Below are 17,700 nucleotides of genomic sequence, written 5' to 3' on the forward strand. Positions count from 1 at the left end.
ATGGCTACCAAGCTCACTGGCATCATTGACCCGCCCATCGACGACCTGCTCACCAAGGCCGACTCCAAGTACGCCCTCGTGGTCTTCGCCTCCAAGCGCGCGCGTCAGATCAACGACTACTACGCGGACCTGCACGAAGGCAGCCTGTTCGACAATGTCGGCCCGCTCGTCGACTCGACCGTCGACGACAAGCCGCTGTCCGTCGCCCTCCGCGAGATCAACGAAGACAAGCTCACCTCCCGCCCCATCGCCGAGTAACGCACCCACAAGCGCGCAGGATGTCGTCAGGTCGCACGATCGTCGTCGGGATAACCGGCGGCATTGCTGCCTACAAGGCCGTGAACGTCGTGCGCGCTTTCGTGTTGCGGGGGGACTGCGTGCACGTCGTGGCGACGCCGGCGGCGCTGCGATTCGTCGGCAAGCCCACCCTCGAGGCTATCTCCCGCAACCCCGTGCACACGGATCTCTATGAGGGCGTCGCCGAGGTGCGGCACGTGGCCATCGGCCAATCCGCCGACCTGATCGTCGTGGCCCCGGCCACCGCGAACACCATCGCGAAGCTCGCCACCGGCCTCGCCGACGACCTGCTCGGCAACACCATCCTGGCCAGCACCGCCCCGCTCGTGATCGCCCCGGCGATGCACACGGAGATGTGGAACAACGCGGCCACGGTCGCCAATGTGGCCACCCTCCGCGCCCGCGGCGTCATCGTCGTCGGGCCTGGGGTCGGCCAGCTCACCGGCGCCGACGCCGGAGCCGGGCGGATGGAAGAGCCCGACACCATCGTCGCCGCGGCCCTCGCCGCCCTTGCCTTGGCCGACCGCACCGATGGGCCAGGGGCCGACCTGGTCGGCAAGCACGTCGTGATCACCGCTGGCGGCACTCGCGAGCCCCTCGACCCCGTGCGCTTCCTCGGCAACCGTTCCAGCGGTAAGCAGGGGGTCGCCCTGGCGCAGGCCGCCCTGGCTCGGGGTGCGTCCGTGACCCTGATCGCCGCGAATCTCGAGGTTGCCGCACCAACAGCGGTGGAACTGCGGCTCGTGGGCACCGCGCTCGAGCTCGAGGCGGCCGTCACGGATGCCGCCGCCGGGGCCGACGCCGTGATCATGGCGGCCGCGGTCGCCGACTACCGGCCGGTGCAGGTGAGCGCCGGCAAGATCAAGAAAGACGAGACCGGCGACACCCTGCTGCTCGAACTGACCCGCAATCCCGATATCCTCGCCGGGCTCGCCCGGACGAAGCGCACGGGCCAGGTACTGATCGGGTTCGCCGCGGAGACGGAGCCGGATCCGGTTCGCCTGCTTGTACTCGGCCGCGAGAAAATGGCGCGCAAGGGCTGCGACTTCCTGGTGGTCAACCGCGTGGGCTGGGCGGAGGGTTTCGCCTCGGACCGTAACGCGATCACGGTGCTCGATCACGACGGAGATATAGTGTGTGAGGTCTCCGGAACCAAAATGTCGGTGGCCGGGCGCATCCTTGACCTGATCGGCTGAAACCGCTCGGGCATCCGGTCACCTGGGTTGCCGTCGCCGGCAAGGGCAGGGTCTCCGGCGCTTCCCGACCGGCACGACCGGGTGCCCGGTCGGCTCGGCCCGGTCTCAGCGGAGAATTTTTCACGTTCATTTCTTCTACACGTTGTTCTGCAACAGAGACGGGCAAGATGCGCGATCTACGCCTTTTCACTTCGGAGTCGGTAACCGAAGGTCACCCCGACAAGATCTGCGACCAGATCTCCGACAGCATTCTGGATGCGCTCCTGACGGAAGACCCGCACAGCCGGGTCGCCGTCGAGACCCTCGTCACCACCGGGCTCGTACACGTCGCCGGCGAGGTCAGCACCGAGGCCTACGTCGAGATCCCCTCAATCGTGCGCAAGTGCATCACCGATATCGGCTACGACTCTTCGGACGTCTGGTTCGACGGCCGCTCCTGCGGCGTGGAGATCTCCATCGGCGGCCAGTCGCCCGACATCGCGCAGGGCGTGGACAACGCCTTCGAGCGTCGGGAAGAGTCCAGTGTCGAGGACTTCGACCGCCAGGGGGCCGGCGACCAGGGCATCATGTTCGGATACGCCACCAGGGAGACCCCCCAGCTGATGCCGATCCCGATCTGGATCGCACACCGCCTCGCCGAACGCCTCGCCGAGGTGCGCAAGTCCGGCGAACTCGACTACCTTCGGCCCGACGGCAAGACCCAGGTCACCATCGGCTACGACGGCATCACGCCGCGCTCGGTCGAGACCGTCGTGCTGTCGACCCAGCACTCGCCGAAGGTGTCCAACGAGCAGCTGCGTGCGGAGGTCGAGGAACTCGTCATCCGCCCGGTGCTCGACCGAGTGGAACTGGACTCGTCTGAACTGAATACGCTGATCAACCCGACCGGGCGGTTCGAGATCGGCGGCCCTCAGGGCGACGCCGGCCTCACCGGGCGCAAGATCATCATCGACACCTACGGCGGTTCCAGCCGGCACGGCGGGGGTGCGTTCAGCGGCAAGGACCCGTCGAAGGTCGACCGCTCCGCAGCGTACGCGATGCGCTGGGTGGCCAAGAACGCCGTGGCCGCCGGGCTGGCTGACCGTCTCGAGATTCAGGTGGCCTACGCCATCGGCAAGGCCTCGCCCGTCGGACTTTACGTGGAGACCTTCGGCACCGGGGTGATGGCCGACCGGGACATCACCGCGGCGATCCGCGCGGTCTTCGACCTGCGCCCGGCCGCGATCATCCATTCCCTTGACCTGCTGCGCCCGATCTACGCGCAGACCGCCGTCTACGGCCACTTCGGCCGCGAGCTTCCCGACTTCACCTGGGAGCGCCTCGACCGGGTCGACGAGCTGAGAAGCGCTGCCGGACTGTGACCGGGCAGGCGCGGCGCCGATGACCCGCTCCGGCCTCGTGGCCCGGGTGCTCATCGACTCGCCGCTGCCGCAGCTCGACCACCTGTTCGATTACAGCATTCCCGATGAGCTCGCCGGCATCGCCCGGCCCGGCGTGCGCGTGCGGGTGCCGCTGCGCTCGGCCGGTCGCGTCGCCGACGGATACCTGATCGAGGTGTTGGGTGCGGCCGAGGGGCGCGGTGCGGTCGGACCGGCCGCAGGCCCGGAGGCGCTGCCGGGTCTCGAGGCTGGCACCGAATTCCGGGGCGCGCTCAGCCCGATCGAGAGCGTGGTCTCCGCCGCCCAGGTGCTCACCCCCGAGGTCTGGGAGCTCGCCCGTCGGGTCGCCGACCGGGCCTCGGGGAACGCGAGCGACATCATCCGTCTCGCCGTGCCCCCGCGCCAGGTCCGGGTGGAGAAAACCTGGCTGGCGGCGCGAACAGCGGATGCTTCCGCCCCGGCCGACGGGACGGCCGGTGTTGCCACCGTGGCCGAGCCTGGCGATGTGGCCGACCCCGCCACCCCCGCCGGGCCGGCCTGTTCCGATTACCCGGCCGGCACCCTCGACACGGCCGTCGCCACGGGGGCGCGCCTCTGCGTGGCCGCGGTGCCCGAGCTGCAACGGCTGCCGGACGGGCAGACCATCGGGAAGTGGGCGATCACCCTGGCCGAGCTCGCGGTGGCCGGCCTGGCCGCCGGGCGGAGCGCCATCCTCGTCGTGCCGGACTACCGCGACCAGAACCAGCTTCAGGCCGCCCTCGACCTGCTGGCCCCGGCCGACTCGGTCAGCCGCGTCGATGCACGCCAGCCCAACCCGGAACGCTATCGGGCCTTCCTGGCCGCCCTTGCCCCGGAACCCCGGATCGTGCTCGGCAATCGGTCGGCCGTCTACGCGCCGGCCCACGACCTCGGTCTGATCGCGCTCTTCGACGACGGCGACCCGCTGCACGGCGAACCGCTCAGCCCCTACGCGCACTCCCGCGACGCCGCGCTCGTGCGCCAGGGCCAGTCCGGCTGCGCCCTCGTCTTCCTCGGCCATACCCGCACCGTCGAGGTGCATCGCCTGGTCGAGCTGGGCTGGCTCACTGCGGTGCACCCCGCGCAGAACCGGCATCCGCGGATCATCCCTACCGACTTCCAGTCCGAGCCCGACCAGCAGGCCCGCGCCGCGCGCATCCCGACGGCCGCGTGGCGGGCCGCCAAGGAGGCGCTGGCCCACGGCCCCGTGCTGGTGCAGGTGGCCAGCCCCGGCTACGCCCCGATGCTCGCCTGCCAGAGTTGCAAGAAGGCCGCCCGCTGCACCACCTGTCAGGGGCCGCTCGCTTTGGCCTCCAAGGACTCCACCCCGTCGTGTCGCTGGTGCGGGGCGCTGGCCGCCAACTGGAGCTGCACGCACTGCGAGGGGCGCGCCCTGCGGGTCGTCACCCTCGGCACCGGGCGAACCGCCGAAGAACTCGGCCGGGCGTTCCCCGGCGCGCGCATTATCGTCGCCGACGGCGACCATCCGCTGCAGCACCTCGGCGACGCCCCGGCCCTGGTGATCGCCACCCGCGGCGCGGAGCCCATCCCGACGGGTGGATACCGAGCCATCCTGCTGCTCGACGGCGAACGGATGCTCGCCCGGGAATCCCTGCGGGTCGGGGAGGACTGCCTGCGCTGGTGGTCCAACGCCGCATCCCTGGCGGCCCCAGGTGCCGCTGTGGTCCTGGTCGGCGTGGGCGGGCTCGTCGCCCGGGCGCTGAACTCCTGGCAGCCCGAGATGCTCGCCGCGTCGGAACTGGCCGATCGCCGCCAACTGCGATTCCCGCCCGCGGTGCGTGCTGCATCCGTCACCGGCACCGACGCCGACGTCGCCCTGGCCCTGGCAGAGCTGGCCGGGATGGACGGCGTCGATGTACTCGGCCCGGTCACCACGGAGGACCCCCTGGTGCGTGCGATCGTGCGGCTGCCGTACGCCAGCGGTGACGCCGTGGCCCGTGCGCTCAAGGCCGCGGTCGTGCGCAATGCCGCCCGCCGCCGGCGCCCGAAGGGGGCGGCCTTCCGCCCCGCGCCTACACTCAAAGTACGATTCGACGACCCGGAGCTGCTCTAAATGAAACTCGTCTTCGCCGGCACGCCGCAGGCGGCCGTGCCCAGCCTGGGCGCCCTGGCTCAGTCCCACCACGACCTCGCGGCCGTGATCACCCGGGCGGATGCCCCGTTCGGCCGCAAACGCGTGCTCACCCCCTCGCCGCTCGCGCGAGCCGCCGTCGAGAACGGGCTGCACGTGATCAAGGCCAATCGCCTCGACGAGGCCGCGACCGTGGAGATCGCCGCACTGCGACCCGACCTCGGCGTCATCGTCGCCTACGGCGGGCTCGTGCGTGAACCGCTCCTGTCGGTGCCCCGGCTCGGCTGGATCAACCTGCACTTCTCCCTGCTCCCGCGCTGGCGCGGTGCCGCTCCCGTGCAGCGCGCACTCATGGCCGGCGACGAGCAGACTGGTGCCGCCGTATTCCAGCTGGTTCCGGAACTCGACGCGGGCGCCGTGTTCGCGCAACTGACGCGGGCGATCGTCGAGGACGACACCGCGGGCAGCCTGTTGCGGGCGCTCAGCGACAGCGGCGCGCGTCTGCTGCTGCAGGTGATCGACGCCCTCGAAGCCGGCGGCGTCCAGGCGACCCCGCAGTCCGGTCCGGTCACCCTGGCCCCCAAGCTGACTCTCGCGGATGCCCGTATCGACTGGTCCGAACCGGCCGTCTCGGTGCGCAACCGGGTGCGCGGGGTCACCCCGGAGCCGGGCGCGTTCACTGTGCTCGGCGACGCCCGCCTCAAACTCCAGGGCGTTGCCCTGACCCAGGGATCCGAGCCGCAACCGGCCGGCCTGATCCGTGAGATCGACAAGAAAGTGCTGATTGGAACGGGGACCGAGCCGCTCGAGCTGGTCACCGTGCAACCGGCCGGAAAGACACAGATGAAGGCAATCGACTGGTGGCGCGGAGTGAATTGGACGGAGGTTGTCGCCTCATGAGCGACGACCGTCGCCAGGGGCGAAAGAACGACGTCCGTGCTCAGGGCGGCCGCGGCCTGGAGCGCCCGCAGACCGACTTCGTGCAGCCGGCCCGGCGGGTGGCCTACGAAGTCATCGCCGCCGTGCGGGAATCAGACGCCTACGCGAACCTGCTGCTGCCCAGCCTCATCAAGCGGGCGGCGCTCAGCACCGCGGATGCCGCATTGGCCACCGAGCTGACCTACGGCACCCTGCGTATGCAGGGCTTCTACGACCGGGTGATCGCCGACGCGGCCGGTCGGCCCGTCACCGCGATCGACCCGGCCATCCTGGACGTGCTACGTCTCGGTGCGCACCAGTTGCTCGCCACCCGGGTGGCCACCCACGCCGCCGTGAACGAGTCCGTCGAACTCGCCCGTCAGGTGGGCTCCCGCGCCACCACCGGTTTCACCAACGGGGTGCTGCGCACCATCTCCCGCTCCAGCGCCGACGAGTGGCGCGAACGCGTGCTCACCGAAGCCACCAGTGATGATGACCGCCTTGCCGCGGAGCACTCACACCCGATCTGGGTGGTGCGGGCGTTCCGGCAGTCGCTGCGCCTCGAGGGCCGAGAGACCGAGCTCGAGGAGCTGCTGTCGGCCGACAATGCCGCGCCCAAGGTGAACATGGTCATTCTGCCCGGCCTCAGCAACACCGAAGACACCGACGGTCTCGGCGTTGCCAACGACTTCTCGCCCATCGGTTTTGTGCTGGCCGGCGGCGACCCCGTGCACCTGATGCAGGACAGCGGCGGACGCCTTCGAGTGCAGGACGAGGGATCCCAGTTGGCGGCCCTCACGCTCAGTCGGGCCCGCCCGGTGGCGCCGGGAGAGCGTTGGCTCGACCTCTGCGCGGGCCCCGGCGGCAAGGCCTCCCTGCTTGCCTCCGAGGCGCTGGCCGGCGGGGCCAGCCTCGTCGCCAACGAGCTCGTCCCGGCCCGGGCCGCCCTCGTGCGTAAGGCGCTGGCCGCCGTGCCCGGAGAGGTGCCTGTCTGGGAGGAGGACGGCACCCGGTTCGGAGACGATCATCCGAAGGAGTTCGACCGGATCCTGCTGGATGCTCCCTGCACCGGGCTCGGCGCGCTACGTCGGCGCCCGGAGGCCCGCTGGCGCAAGCAGCCCAAGGACGTCGCCGAGCTCTCCGATCTGCAGTCCGGGCTGATCCACGCGGCCCTTGGCGCGCTCAAGCCGGGCGGGGTGCTGGCCTACGTCACCTGCTCACCGCACATCGCGGAGACCCGCGGGATCGTGGCTACCGCGCTCAAGAGATGGGAGGGCCGTGTGCGCACTCTCGACACGGCATCCGTGCTGCAGGGGCTGAGCAGCTCCGAGCTCGACCTGCCCGGCGACGGGGGCAGCGTGCAACTGTGGCCGCATCGGCACGGCACTGACGCTATGTTCATCACCCTGCTCGAGCGCATGGAGTAGCCCGCGCACCTGGACCCCGCGCACCCGGACCCCGCGCACCCGGACCCCGCGCACCCGGACCCGGCGCATTCGGGCCCTGCGCATTCGGGCCCCGGCCTCGACCCAATCTGACGGAGATTCTGGCTCCCCTGGTTCTTCCGTGAGCATGGCCTGGCCGAGCCCGCGCGTGTGGCTAAGGCAGGACATCCGTCCCGCGCGTTCACCGGTGCCGCGAATCAGTGCGGCACCGGGGTAGATATCCAACCTGGCCGGCGGGATCTCCTGAGTTGACCACGACACTCGCGAATGCGCAGCGGTTCTTGCGCGGGCGGGGCGAGTGCCCGTCCCGCCCGACGGCAACCGGTGGATGCGTCGTTCCTGCGGCTGCGGCTCTGCCTCGGCCAGCCGGCATGCGGGCGGGCGGACGTCGCCCCGGCCGCGCCCGCGCGTCGCGTGGCCAACTCAGGACATCCGTCGTCCGGGCTGCCCAGCCGCCGCGGACCAGTACGGGACCAGTTCGAATGCCGGTGTAGCCGGACGGATCTCCTGCGTAAGCCACAACGCGCGCCGGATCTGCGGCAGGGCTTGTGAGGTCCAGGCACTCGCATCCTTCTCCGTCGCAGCCCGAACGAATTCGACGGAGATTCTGGTTGAAAACTACTTTTTTGAAAGGTTCTAGGCCCATTTCGGCAAAATCTCCGTCGAATTCGTTCGGGACGGGATCGCTCCAGGGCCTTGGACTCGACCGGCAGGGGACTTTCGAGCCGCCGGGGCTCGCCGCAGTAGGGTGAAGGCATGGTCACCCGGATTAACCCCAGCATCCTCGCCGCCGACTTCGCCAATCTCGAACGGGACCTGGGGCGCATCCGCACCGCCGACCTGGTGCACGTCGACATCATGGACAACCATTTTGTACCGAATCTGACGTTCGGACCGCCCGTCGTCGACCGCCTCGCCCAGGTCTCCCCGCTGCCCTTCGACCTGCACCTGATGATCGAGAACCCGGAGCGTTGGGCGCTCGGCTACGCCGAAGCCGGCGCGTTCTCGGTCACCTTCCACGCGGAGGCCACGACCAACCCGGTCGGCCTGGCCCGCAAGCTGCGCTCGATCGGCGCCCGGGCCGGCATCGCCCTCAAGCCCGGCACGGCCATCGAGCCCTACCTCGAGCTTCTGCCCGAATTCGACCAGGTGCTCGTGATGACCGTCGAACCCGGCTTCGGGGGGCAGAGCTTCATGCCCTCCACCATGCGCAAGCTCCGCACCCTGTCGGAGGCCGTGAAGAAGTCCGGCCTGGACGTCTGGCTGCAGGTCGACGGCGGCATCACCGAGGACACCATCGTCATCGCCGCCGAGGCCGGGGCGAACACGTTCGTCGCCGGCTCCAGCGTGTTCAACGCCGCGGACCCGGCGAAGCAGATCGCCCTGTTGCGCGCCGCCGCGACCGAACACCAGCACGCGCACTAGTACCCTAGTCAGGTGAAGACTTTTGACGACCTGTTCGCTGAACTGAGCGACAAGGCACGGACCCGCCCCGACGGTTCGGGGACCGTGCGCGAACTCGACGCCGGCGTACATGCCATCGGCAAGAAGATCGTCGAAGAAGCCGCCGAGGTCTGGATGGCCGCCGAGTTCCAGAGCGACGACGAAACCGCCGCCGAGATGAGCCAGCTGCTGTACCACGTACAGGTGATGATGCTGGCGAAGGGGCTGACCCCCGCCGACCTGTACCGCCATCTGTGACGCGTCATCAGAGAGACTCCACCCGGTTGACCCCGTGAGACCTGTTCGCCAGAACCTGAAGACGCAGAGAGTGCCCAAATGCTGAGAATTGCCGTGCCCAATAAGGGCTCGTTGTCCGAAACCGCCGCGCAGATGCTGTTCGAGGCCGGCTACACCGGCCGCCGCGACCCGCGCGACCTCGTCGTCGCCGACCCCCGCAACGACGTGGAGTTCTTCTACTTGCGTCCCCGCGACATCGCCACCTATGTGGGCTCCGGAGCCCTCGACGTGGGAATCACCGGGCGCGACCTGCTGCTCGACTCGGGCTCCACCGCCCAGGAGATCGCCAGCCTCGACTTCGGCGACTCCACCTTCCGCTTCGCCGGCCCCGCAGGCCGCTTCACCGACCTGGCCGACCTGTCCGGCCATCGCGTCGCCACCAGCTACCCCGGACTGGTCGAGGCCTTCCTCGCCGAGCACGACGTCAGCGTGACACTGGTCACCCTCGACGGCGCGGTCGAGTCAGCCGTTCAGCTCGGCGTGGCGGATGCCGTCGCCGACGTCGTCTCCACCGGCTCCACTCTGCGCAAGGCTGGCCTCGAGATCTTCGGCCCGGTCATCCTGCAGTCCACGGCCGTGCTGATCAGCTCCGAGAACGACAAGCCCGGCATCGCGACCCTCCTGCGCCGCTTGCAGGGCGTGCTCGTGGCCCGCCAGTACGTGCTGATGGACTACGACATCCCGCAGACGCTCCTCGACGACGCCTGCCTGCTGGCGCCCGGCATCGAGTCGCCCACCGTATCGTCCCTGCACGACCCGGAATGGGTTGCCGTGCGTGTGATGATCCCGCGCCTGAACACGAACCATGTCATGGACGCCCTCTACGAGCTCGGGGCGCGCGCCATCCTGATCAGCTCCATTCACAACGCCCGCTTGTAACGGGCTGACCGGCGGTACCCAGATGCGGCGACACACAATGGAGGCACAATCGTGAGTCTTTCGGTGCGGGTCATACCCTGCCTCGACGTGGCCGACGGCCGCGTGGTCAAGGGCGTGAACTTCCAGAATCTGCGAGACGCGGGCGATCCGGTCGAACTCGCCCGCCGGTATTACGAGCAGGGAGCCGACGAACTCACCTTCCTCGATGTGACCGCCACGGTGGACAACCGTGCCACCACCTATGACGTCGTGCGCGCCACCGCAGAGCAGGTCTTCATCCCGCTTACGGTGGGCGGCGGCATCCGCACGGTCGAGGACGTGTCCCGGCTGCAGGCCAGTGGTGCCGACAAGGTCGGAGTCAACAGCGCCGCCATCAAGCGGCCCGCCCTGATCGGCGAGATCGCCGACCGGTTCGGCTCCCAGGTGCTCGTGCTCTCGCTTGATGTGAAGCGCAGCGGGCGCACCGAGTCCGGCTTCGTCGTCACCACCCACGGTGGCCGCACCGAAACCGACCTGGACGCTCTCGCCTGGGCGCAGACGGCCGTCGGGCTGGGGGTCGGCGAGCTGCTCGTCAACTCCATCGATGCCGACGGCACGAAGGCGGGCTTCGACGTCGAACTCATCACGCTGATGCGCGCCCTGAGCACCGTTCCGGTGATCGCCTCCGGCGGCGCCGGCCGGGTCGAGGATTTTCCCCCGGCCATCGCGGCGGGGGCGGATGCCGTGCTCGCGGCATCCGTGTTCCACAGCGGCCAGCTGACCGTCGGCGACATCAAGGCGGAGCTCCGGCACGCCGGAATGCCCGTGCGCTGATGATGCTGTGCCTTACCCGACCCGAAACGGCTCCGTAAATGACCGATGTACTCTCCACCCTCGACGACGCCCTGGCCAGGGCCGTCTTCAACTCCGACGGCCTGCTGCCGGCGGTGATCCAGCAGTGGGACACCGGTGAGGTGCTCATGCTCGGCTGGATGAACCGGGAAGCGCTGCGCCGCACGCTCACCGAGGGGCGCGTGACGTTTTGGTCGCGCAGTCGCCAGGAATTCTGGCGCAAGGGCGACATCTCCGGCCACGGCCAGTATGTGAAGTCCGCCGCGCTCGACTGTGACGCGGACACCCTCCTGGTGCAGGCGGACCAGGTCGCAGCAGCCTGCCACACCGGCTCCCGCACCTGTTTCGACGGGCGCGGCATCGAGGTCGTGACCGGCGCCCGCCCCGCGGCACCCGACGTGGCAGCAGACCGGGCAACCACCCAAAAACCGAAGGACTGACCATGGCACCGAACAGCTCCGGCCCAGCCCCGACGACCACCGCCGGGCAGTTCGCGCTCCAGATCGACGACCACCGGGTGTTCCCCGTGGTGCGCGAACTCTTCGCCGACGGCGAAACCCCGGTGGGCATCTACCGCAAGCTCGCTGCCGGCCAGCCCGGTAGCTTTCTGCTCGAGTCCGCCGAGCAGGGCGGCATTTGGTCGCGGTTCTCGTTCGTGGGCGTGTCCTCGTTCGGCGTGCTCACCCAGCAGGGCGACGAGACCCGCTGGCTCGACTATGGCCTCTCGGCTGAGCGCGCCCTCGGCGACGCCACCGGCCTCGGCCCGCTGGCGGCTCTCGCGGCCCTCCACGAACGCTGGGAAACCCCGCGGATGCCCGGCCACCCACCCCTGACCGGCGGCCTCGTCGGATTCATCGGCTGGGAGGCGATCCGCCAGATCGAGCGCCTGCCGAATCGCCCGCCGGCGGACTACGACGTGCCGGGCCAGGCCTTCAGCTTCGTGGCCGACCTCGTCGTGATCGACCACAAATTCGGCACCGTGCAGCTCATTGCCAACGTTCTGAACGACGGCCACGACGAACCGGATGCCCTCTGGGCGGCCGCCCAGGACCGGCTCGACGCCCTGCAGGCTCGCCTGGCCGAGCCCTCCGAGACCTGGCTCGCAGAGGTCGACCTCGCCACGCCCGCCTCCCCGACGAACCGCACCCGACGTGAGGACTTCCTCGCCGCTGTCGACGTCGCCAAGGAGCACATCGTCGACGGTGACGTGTTCCAGGTGGTCGTCTCCCAGCGGTTCGACCAGGAGTGCACGGCGGACCCCATCGACGTCTACCGGGTGCTGCGCAGCCTCAACCCGTCGCCCTACATGTACTTGCTGAGCCTGGAATCGCCGGAGAAGGAGACTTACTGGATCGTGGGCTCCTCCCCGGAGGCCTTGGTGAAGGTGCAGAACGACCGCGTGTTCACGCATCCGATCGCGGGCTCGAAGCCGCGCGGCACGACCCCGGAGGCCGACGCCGACTTCGAAGCCGAGCTCGCGGGCGACGCCAAGGAACGCGCCGAGCATCTGATGCTCGTGGACCTGGCCCGCAACGACCTGCTCAAGGTGTGTGCACCCGGCTCGGTCGAGGTGACCGAGTTCATGCGCATCGAGCGGTTCAGCCACATCATGCACCTCGTCTCCTCGGTGGAGGGGAACCTGCTGCCGGGCCGGTCCGCGATCGACGTCTTCCGCGCCACGTTCCCGGCCGGCACTCTCTCCGGGGCCCCGAAACCGCGCGCCCTCGAGATCATCGACGCGCTCGAGCCCGCGCAGCGCGGCGTGTACGGGGGGGTGGTCGGCTACTTCGGGTTCGCCGGGGACGCGGACCTGGCCATAGCCATTCGGACCGCAACGATCATGAATGGCGTCGCCCGCGTGCAGGCCGGCGGCGGCCTCGTCGCGGACTCCGACCCGGCGTCGGAATACCAGGAGTCGCAGAACAAGGCCGCGGCGCCCCTTCGCGCAGTCGCGGTCGCGAACGCCATGAAGCGGGTGCGCTAGGTGGCATCCGCACGGCGCCTCAAGCTCGGGCACATCCTCGTGGTGCTGGCGGCGAGCGGTCTGGCCCTGCTGGCCTGGACCCAGGTCTGGGTGAACGTCATCGTGGAGCAGTCCGGCTCGGCTGTGCACAGCCTCGAGGTGTCCGGCTCCACGGCCGCCCCCGGGGTGACAGCCCTTGCCCTCGCCGGACTGGCCCTCGCCGGTGCCCTGAGTATCGCCGGTCCCGGCATCCGGGTGGTCCTCGGCCTGCTTCAGGTTCTGCTCGGCTTCTCCGTGTGCCTTTCGGCTATTTTGGCCGTCACCGATCCGGCGGCGGCCAGTGCCGGCGCGGTCACCGATGCCACCGGAATCTCCGGCGCAGACTCGGTCGTCGACACCGTCGCCTCGGCGGCCGTGACCCCGTGGCCGTTCATCGCGCTGCTCGCCGGCGTGGTCATGGGCGGCGCCGGGGTCGGGGTGCTCGTCACGTCCCGGCGTTGGCCCGGACCGACGTCCCGCTACCAGGCCGTGCGATTCGAAGCGGCCGAGTCGGCCGAGGCGACGGATGCCGGCGATTCCGACGCCGCGGACGTTTCCGCACCCGAACGTGACGCCATCGACGACTGGGACGGGCTGAGCCGCGGCGAAGACCCCACCACCCCGCAGTGAATCGAGACCTGATTCCCGGTTTCACCTGGTGCGCTGGGGAGGCCGGGGAACCGTGGGGCCGCTAGACTTGACTTGTCCGTCAGCGCACAAGAGGAGAATCATGAGCTTTGAATCGGTAGACCCAGGTGAAGGCCATTCGATCGCGGCCTGGACCGCCGTCACCATCATGCTTCTCGCCGTCGCGATCGGCACCGTTGCCTTCTTTCTGGTGATCCCTTGGCTCGTCTGGGCATCCGTCGGCCTGCTGGTGGTTGGCCTGCTGGTCGGCCGGATCCTCGCCAAAATCGGTTACGGCGTAGCCGATACGGCTCACCTGGGCCACTAGTCGAGTGCTGTCTGATCTTCTAGCCGGGGCCGTCGCCGACGCTGAACTTCGTCGGGCCGCCCGTCCGTTCGCCATCGTCGAGGCAACCGCTCTCGACCAAACTCCCGCGATCGATGCCCTGGCGGTGCTCGCACCCGCCGATCAGGTCAAGATCATCGCGGAGGTCAAGCGCGCCAGCCCGTCCCGGGGCACCCTGGCCGAGATTTCGGACCCTGCCGCCCTCGCCGTCTCCTACGAGTTTGGCGGCGCCAGCGCGATCAGCGTGCTCACCGAAGGTCGCAAGTTCCTCGGCTCCCTGTCAGACCTCGAGCAAGTGCGATCCGCCGTGCGCATCCCGGTGCTGCGTAAAGACTTCATCGGCTTGCCGTACCAGGTCTTCGAGGCCAGGGCGGCAGGTGCCGACATGGTTCTGCTCATCGTCGCCGCACTCGACCAGACCACCCTGGTCTCCCTGCACGACCTCGTGCGCCAGCTCGGCATGACCGCGCTGGTCGAGACCCATAGCGCCGAGGAGGTCGACCGTGCCCTGGCCATTGGCGCAAGCCTCGTCGGGGTAAACGCCCGCGACCTGTCCACGTTCCAACTCGATCAGGACCTGTTCGGCAGGCTCGCGGACCGGATCCCCTCGGGCGTCGTCCGCGTCGCCGAATCGGCCGTCAAGACCGCCGCCGACGTGGCGCACTACCGCGCCGCCGGCGCCGACATCGTGCTCGTCGGCGAGGCCCTCGTCACAAACGATCCCATCCGAACCCTCTCCGAATTCCTGGCGGTTTAAATGTCAACGTCCCTCAGAACAGAAGCAGGCCCGTACTTCGGCGACTTCGGCGGGAGGTTCGTGCCGGAGTCCCTCGTGGCTGCCCTCGACGAGCTGACCGACGAGTACGCTCTGGCACGGCAGGACCCGGCCTTCGCGGCCGAATTGATGGAATTGCACCGGAGCTACACCGGGCGCCCGTCCATCATCACCGAGGTGCCCCGGTTCGCCGCGCACGCCGGCGGTGCCCGCATCATCCTCAAGCGGGAAGACCTCAACCACACCGGCTCGCACAAAATCAACAATGTGCTCGGCCAGGCTCTTCTCACCAAGCGCATCGGCAAGTCCCGCGTCATCGCCGAGACGGGCGCCGGGCAGCATGGCGTGGCGGCCGCGACGGCCGCCGCCCTGTTCGGGCTCGACTGCGTCGTCTACATGGGCGAGGTCGACACGGAGCGCCAGGCCCTGAATGTGGCCCGGATGCGACTGCTCGGCGCCGAGGTCGTGCCGGTCAAGACCGGGTCCCGCACCCTGAAAGACGCCATCAACGACGCCATGCGTGACTGGGTCACCAACGTTGAGACCACCAACTACATCTTCGGTACCGTCGCCGGGCCGCATCCGTTTCCGGCCATGGTGCGCGACTTCCAGAAGATCATCGGCGAGGAGGCCCGCCAGCAGGTGCTGGACCTCACCGGCCGCCTCCCCGACGCGGTCACCGCCTGCGTCGGCGGTGGTTCGAACGCCATGGGTATCTTCCACGCGTTCCTCGACGACCCGGAGGTGGCCCTGGTCGGCTACGAGGCCGGCGGTGACGGCGCGGAGACCCTGCGCCATGCGGCGACGATCACCAAGGGGCGCCCCGGCATCCTGCACGGCGCCCGCAGCTTCCTGCTGCAGGACGAAGACGGTCAGACCGTGGAGTCGCACTCCATCTCTGCGGGTCTGGACTACCCGGGGGTGGGCCCGGAACATGCGTGGCTCGCCAGTATCGGCCGGGCCACCTACCTGCCGGTCACCGATGACGAGGCGATGAGCGCCCTCCGGCTGCTCAGCCGCACGGAGGGCATCATCCCCGCCATCGAGTCGGCGCACGCCCTCGCCGGCACCTTGGACCTCGGCAAGCAGCTCGGACCTGACGCCACCATCCTGGTAAACCTCAGCGGACGCGGCGACAAGGACATGGAAACCGCGGGTCGGTACTTCGACCTGCTCGACAAGGGCGCGGAACAGTCATGAGCACGGAAACAGGTACGGGCTCCACGACCGGAACGACGAGCACGGTCGAGGCGACAATCGCCCGTCGCCGCTCCGAGGGCGGCGGTGCTCTGATCGGCTACCTGCCCGTCGGGTTTCCCACCCTGACCGAGAGCATCGACGCGGCCGTGGCACTCGCGCAGAACGGTGTCGACGTCATCGAGCTGGGCCTGCCGTACACCGATCCCGTCATGGACGGGCCAGTGATCCAGGCGGCCACCCAGCAGGCTCTGGCCAACGGCTTTCGGCTGCGGCACGGGATCGAGGCCGTCGCGGCGATCACCGCCCAGGTGAACGTGCCCGTTCTGGTCATGACCTACTGGAACCCGATCATGCAGTACGGCGTGGACCGGTTCGCCGACGACCTGCTCGCGGCGGGAGGCGCCGGGCTGATCACGCCCGACCTCATCCCCGACGACGCGGCCGCCTGGGTGGGAGCCAGCACGCGAACCGGACTCGACCGTGTCTTCCTCGCCGCCCCGTCGTCGTCCGACGCCCGGCTGCGTCAGGCAGTGGACGCCAGCCGCGGCTTCGTCTACGCGGCCTCCACCATGGGAATCACCGGCGCCCGTGGCGACGTGGACTCCGCCGCGCGGGTGCTCGTCGACCGCCTCCGCGCCGTCGGGTCCACCAGCGCGTGCGTCGGACTCGGCATCTCCACCCCGGAGCAGGTGCGGGAGATCCTCGCCTACGCCGATGGCGCCATCGTCGGTTCCGCCCTGGTCAAGGCACTGTCCGACGGGGGAGTGCCGGCCCTGGCCGTCCTCACCCGTGACCTCGCGGCCAGTGCCCGGGATCTGCGCCCCGCCGTCTGATCCCCGCCATCGAAGCACCCAAAAGCTAAGGTAAGTTGACCGAGGCGGTCACGGGGCCTCCCCGGCGCCACGATGAAAGGTAGTCCCCAGGTGTCTTTTCTTCTGAGCATCCCGAGCCCGAGCCCCGAATGGAGCTCGTTCACCCTCGGCCCGTTCACCATCCACGCCTACGCCCTCTGCATTCTGGCAGGGATCATCGCCGCCACCGTCATGACGAGCCGCCGACTGTCTGCGCGCGGCGGAGAGCCGGGCGTGGTGCTGGACATCATCCTGTGGGCCGTTCCGCTCGGCATCGTCGGCGCGCGCTTCTACCATGTGCTCACGCACCCCTCCGACTACTTCTTCGAGGGTGCCAACCCTCTCGAGGTGTTCGCCATTTGGAACGGCGGCAACGCCATCTTCGGAGCGCTCCTGGGCGGGGCCGTCGGCGCTTACATCGGCTGCCGCATCTCGGGCATCCGGTTCTGGGCCTTCGCGGACGCCCTGGCACCGGGGATGCTCGTGGCGCAGGCCATGGGCCGTCTCGGCAACTGGTTCAACGAGGAGCTCTTCGGTCTGCCGACCGACCTGCCCTGGGGCCTCGAGGTGTCCGCGGCGAACCCGGCCCTCCCGATCGGGCTTCCCCCCGAAACGTTGTTTCACCCAACCTTCCTCTACGAGATGGTCTGGAACGTGGTCGGCGTCGTCCTGATCCTCGCGATCGAACGCAAGGTCGCGCTCCGCTGGGGCAAGGCCTTCGGCGTCTACCTGATTTGGTATGGCCTCGGCCGCAGCTTCTTCGAATCGATCCGGGTCGACCCGAGCGAGATGTTCTTCGGCCTCCGCACCAATGTGTGGGCCGCTTTCGCCGCCATCCTGCTGGGAATCATCCTGATCGTCGTGCAGAGCAAGCGCCACACGGGCCTGCCCGCGAGCGTGTACATTCCCGGCCGCGAGTGGAAGGGGCCCGACGCTGAGGTAGAATCTGATGAGTTTGATTCGGACCCCAAGGATCACGGTGATGAGGCCGTCGGTCCCGCCGGATCAGGCGACGTTGCAGCCACAAGCACCAGCAACTCGCGCCTCTAGGCTCAAGGTTGACTCCAACCTGTTCCACGGCTTGTGACCCGGTATGACGGGCCG

18 protein-coding genes are annotated in these 17,700 nt (G+C 69.2%); all 18 read left to right on the forward strand.

Annotated features, from left to right (window positions below):
• The 18 genes from rpoZ (at nucleotide 1) to lgt (ending at nucleotide 17,646) form a co-directional block, all read left to right on the forward strand.
• Nucleotides 1-258: a DNA-directed RNA polymerase subunit omega gene (gene rpoZ, locus E3O28_RS02285; protein WP_104100518.1), complete on the forward strand. Its 258-nt coding sequence runs from the start codon at nucleotides 1-3 to the stop codon at nucleotides 256-258.
• A gap of 20 nt (nucleotides 259-278) precedes the next feature.
• Nucleotides 279-1,493, forward strand: coding sequence for a bifunctional phosphopantothenoylcysteine decarboxylase/phosphopantothenate--cysteine ligase CoaBC (coaBC, locus tag E3O28_RS02290; RefSeq protein WP_104100519.1), 1,215 nt, complete (start codon nucleotides 279-281; stop codon nucleotides 1,491-1,493).
• A 167-nt stretch (nucleotides 1,494-1,660) separates the two neighbouring features.
• On the forward strand, nucleotides 1,661-2,854 hold the full coding sequence (metK, locus tag E3O28_RS02295; RefSeq protein ID WP_104100520.1) for a methionine adenosyltransferase: 1,194 nt from the start codon (nucleotides 1,661-1,663) through the stop codon (nucleotides 2,852-2,854).
• Between the two features lie 19 nt (nucleotides 2,855-2,873).
• Entirely contained in the window at nucleotides 2,874-4,964 is a 2,091-nt protein-coding gene (locus E3O28_RS02300; RefSeq protein ID WP_134415112.1) for a primosomal protein N', read from the forward strand.
• Nucleotides 4,965-5,882 (forward strand): methionyl-tRNA formyltransferase, encoded by a 918-nt coding sequence (fmt, locus tag E3O28_RS02305; protein ID WP_104100522.1) that lies wholly within the window; start codon nucleotides 4,965-4,967, stop codon nucleotides 5,880-5,882.
• A complete protein-coding gene (locus E3O28_RS02310; RefSeq protein WP_134415113.1) occupies nucleotides 5,879-7,327 on the forward strand; it encodes a transcription antitermination factor NusB in 1,449 nt (482 codons plus the stop codon). Before fmt ends, E3O28_RS02310 begins: the two co-directional genes overlap by 4 nt.
• A 774-nt stretch (nucleotides 7,328-8,101) precedes the next feature.
• Entirely contained in the window at nucleotides 8,102-8,770 is a 669-nt protein-coding gene (gene rpe / locus E3O28_RS02320; protein ID WP_134342455.1) for a ribulose-phosphate 3-epimerase, read from the forward strand.
• A 12-nt stretch (nucleotides 8,771-8,782) separates the two neighbouring features.
• The gene (locus E3O28_RS02325) at nucleotides 8,783-9,046 is read left to right on the forward strand and encodes a phosphoribosyl-ATP diphosphatase (RefSeq protein ID WP_104100525.1); all 264 of its coding nucleotides are present in this window, start codon (nucleotides 8,783-8,785) and stop codon (nucleotides 9,044-9,046) included.
• Between the two features lie 78 nt (nucleotides 9,047-9,124).
• A complete protein-coding gene (gene hisG, locus E3O28_RS02330; protein WP_104194874.1) occupies nucleotides 9,125-9,964 on the forward strand; it encodes an ATP phosphoribosyltransferase in 840 nt (279 codons plus the stop codon).
• A 51-nt stretch (nucleotides 9,965-10,015) separates the two neighbouring features.
• Nucleotides 10,016-10,777: an imidazole glycerol phosphate synthase subunit HisF gene (hisF, locus tag E3O28_RS02335; RefSeq protein ID WP_104100527.1), complete on the forward strand. Its 762-nt coding sequence runs from the start codon at nucleotides 10,016-10,018 to the stop codon at nucleotides 10,775-10,777.
• Nucleotides 10,778-10,815: 38 nt separating this feature from the next.
• The gene (hisI, locus tag E3O28_RS02340) at nucleotides 10,816-11,235 is read left to right on the forward strand and encodes a phosphoribosyl-AMP cyclohydrolase (RefSeq protein WP_104100528.1); all 420 of its coding nucleotides are present in this window, start codon (nucleotides 10,816-10,818) and stop codon (nucleotides 11,233-11,235) included.
• Nucleotides 11,236-11,237: 2 nt separating this feature from the next.
• A complete protein-coding gene (locus E3O28_RS02345) occupies nucleotides 11,238-12,779 on the forward strand; it encodes an anthranilate synthase component I (protein ID WP_134415114.1) in 1,542 nt (513 codons plus the stop codon).
• On the forward strand, nucleotides 12,780-13,427 hold the full coding sequence (locus tag E3O28_RS02350) for a Trp biosynthesis-associated membrane protein (RefSeq protein WP_134415115.1): 648 nt from the start codon (nucleotides 12,780-12,782) through the stop codon (nucleotides 13,425-13,427). It abuts the gene before it with no gap.
• 100 nt (nucleotides 13,428-13,527) lie between these two features.
• Entirely contained in the window at nucleotides 13,528-13,752 is a 225-nt protein-coding gene (locus E3O28_RS02355; RefSeq protein WP_104100531.1) for a DUF6704 family protein, read from the forward strand.
• A gap of 4 nt (nucleotides 13,753-13,756) precedes the next feature.
• A complete protein-coding gene (trpC, locus tag E3O28_RS02360) occupies nucleotides 13,757-14,527 on the forward strand; it encodes an indole-3-glycerol phosphate synthase TrpC (RefSeq protein ID WP_104194870.1) in 771 nt (256 codons plus the stop codon).
• Nucleotides 14,528-15,745: a tryptophan synthase subunit beta gene (gene trpB, locus E3O28_RS02365; protein ID WP_104100533.1), complete on the forward strand. Its 1,218-nt coding sequence runs from the start codon at nucleotides 14,528-14,530 to the stop codon at nucleotides 15,743-15,745.
• Nucleotides 15,742-16,578 (forward strand): tryptophan synthase subunit alpha, encoded by an 837-nt coding sequence (gene trpA / locus E3O28_RS02370; protein WP_104100534.1) that lies wholly within the window; start codon nucleotides 15,742-15,744, stop codon nucleotides 16,576-16,578. The genes trpB and trpA overlap by 4 nt, the downstream gene beginning before the upstream one ends.
• A gap of 90 nt (nucleotides 16,579-16,668) precedes the next feature.
• On the forward strand, nucleotides 16,669-17,646 hold the full coding sequence (gene lgt / locus E3O28_RS02375) for a prolipoprotein diacylglyceryl transferase (protein ID WP_241972972.1): 978 nt from the start codon (nucleotides 16,669-16,671) through the stop codon (nucleotides 17,644-17,646).
• The last annotated feature ends 54 nt before the right edge of the window (nucleotides 17,647-17,700 follow it).

Origin of the sequence: Cryobacterium sp. TMT2-14, assembly GCF_004402465.1 — a bacterium.
GTDB lineage: Bacteria > Actinomycetota > Actinomycetes > Actinomycetales > Microbacteriaceae > Cryobacterium > Cryobacterium sandaracinum.